The organism is Xanthomonas albilineans, from assembly GCF_002939705.1.
Lineage (GTDB): Bacteria > Pseudomonadota > Gammaproteobacteria > Xanthomonadales > Xanthomonadaceae > Xanthomonas_A > Xanthomonas_A albilineans.
The window spans coordinates 1-1913 of sequence record NZ_MDCB01000049.1 but is presented as its reverse complement, the minus strand read 5'-3'; the positions used below and the strand labels follow the sequence as shown (position 1 = coordinate 1913).

At 63.8% G+C, this 1913-nt stretch carries 1 protein-coding gene; it reads right to left on the bottom strand.

The features are described 5' to 3' along the window. Positions 1-1913 (bottom strand): condensation domain-containing protein (locus XalbCFBP2523_RS16680; protein ID WP_158250799.1); only part of this gene is annotated, 1913 nt, incomplete at both ends.

The following is a 1913-nucleotide window of genomic DNA, read 5'->3' as shown; positions in this document are numbered from 1 at the left end:
GGCATCCGTCAGCACCGCCACCGCGCCGCAATCGGAGTGCATATAGGCCAGCCTCTCCGGCGGATAGGCCGGATCCAGCGGCACGTACGCGCCTCCCGCCTTCAGCACCGCCAGCAGCGTCAGGACCATCTCGACACTGCGCTGCACGCAGATCGCCACGCGATCGTCGGGACGCACACCCAATCCGCGCAGGTAATGTGCCAACCGATTGGCTCGCGCATTCAACTCGGCATACGTCAGCGACACCTCACCCTGCACCACCGCGATGGCCGATGGATCACGCGCGACCTGCGCCTCGAACAACTCGTGCACACACGCATCGCGCGGATAATCCGCCGCCGTTGCATTCCACTCCATCAATACCTGTTTGCGCTCTGCCTCGTCCAGCAACGGCAGACGATCCACCGCCATATCTTCGGCACCCTCGGCCACCATCGCCGCCAACAGATGCCGCCAATGGCCCATCCACCGCTCCAGCGTCGCATGCTCGAACAACGCCGTGGCATAGGTCAGACTGCCCACGATCCCGTCCGTGTTTTCTTCCAACGACAGCGACAGATCGAACTGCGCGCTCGTCTGCGTCGCACCCAGCCCACTGACCTCGAGTTCGCCAAGATCCAGCTCACCCTGTGGCGTGTTCTGCCACGCGAACATCACCTGGAACAGCGGTGCATGCGCCAGACTGCGTGGCGGCTGCACCCGTTCCACCACCTGCTCGAACGGGATGTCCTGATGTGCCTGCGCTTGCAGCGCACGTTCTTTCACAGACGCCAACAGTTGCGCCAGCGTCGGTGAACCCGACACCTCCACCCGCAACGCCAGCGTGTTCACGAAGAACCCGATCAGCCCTTCGGTCTCCGACCGACCACGATTGGCCACCGGGCTGCCGATCACCACATCGTCCTGTCCAGACAGACGCGACAACAACAGTGCCCAACTGGCCAGTAACGTCATATACAGCGTCAGCCCATGCCGCTGGCTGAGTTCCTTCAGCGCCTGCGCCTGCTGTGGCTCCACGACCACTTCCAGTGTTGCTCCGGCATGGTCCTGCCGGGGCGGACGCGGACGATCCGTCGGCAGTTCCAGCAGTACCGGCGCACCAGACAGCGCCTCGCGCCAGTATGCGGCCTGTTGCTGCAACACCTCGCCCGCCAGCCATTGCCGCTGCCAGCTCGCATAATCGGCGTACTGGATCGGCAACGGCGGTAGCGGATCGGCTTCGCCACGGGCAAACGCCCGATACAGCACGCTCAGCTCGTTGATCAAGATCCCCATCGACCACCCATCCGAGACGATGTGGTGCATGGTCACGAAGAGAACGTATTCGTCGTGGGCGAGCTGTACCAGCACGCCACGGATCAGCGGACCGCGTTCCAGCGCAAATGGTGCCTGCGCCTCCTCCGCCAATAACTGCTCCAGCGCTGCCTCGCGCTCGGGCATATCGCGCAGATCATGGGCGATCAACTGGAAGCCGCTGTCTTCGGCGGCAATCTGCTGCAATGCCTGTCCATCGACCAGCGCAAAAGTCGTGCGCAGCGACGCATGCCGGGCCACGATGCGATCCAGCGCACGTTGCAGCGCCTGCGTCTCCAGTGCTCCGCGCAAGCGCAAGCCACCACTGATGTGATACGCCTGACTGACGCCCTCGAACTGGGATAGGAACCAGAGCCGTTGCTGCGCAAACGACAGCACCCGCGGCGCATCCGGCTCAAGCGGCAAGATCGGCGACAAAACGGCAGCGGACGAGGACGCCACACACGCGGCAAGTTGCTGGAGCGTCGCATGGGCAAACAACTCGGCCACGCCGATCTCGGCCCCCAACTCCTGACGCAAGCGCGAAGCGACCCGTACCGCCAACAGCGAATGTCCGCCGAGGGCGAAGAAGTTATCGTGCCGACCGATTGTCTCCAGAC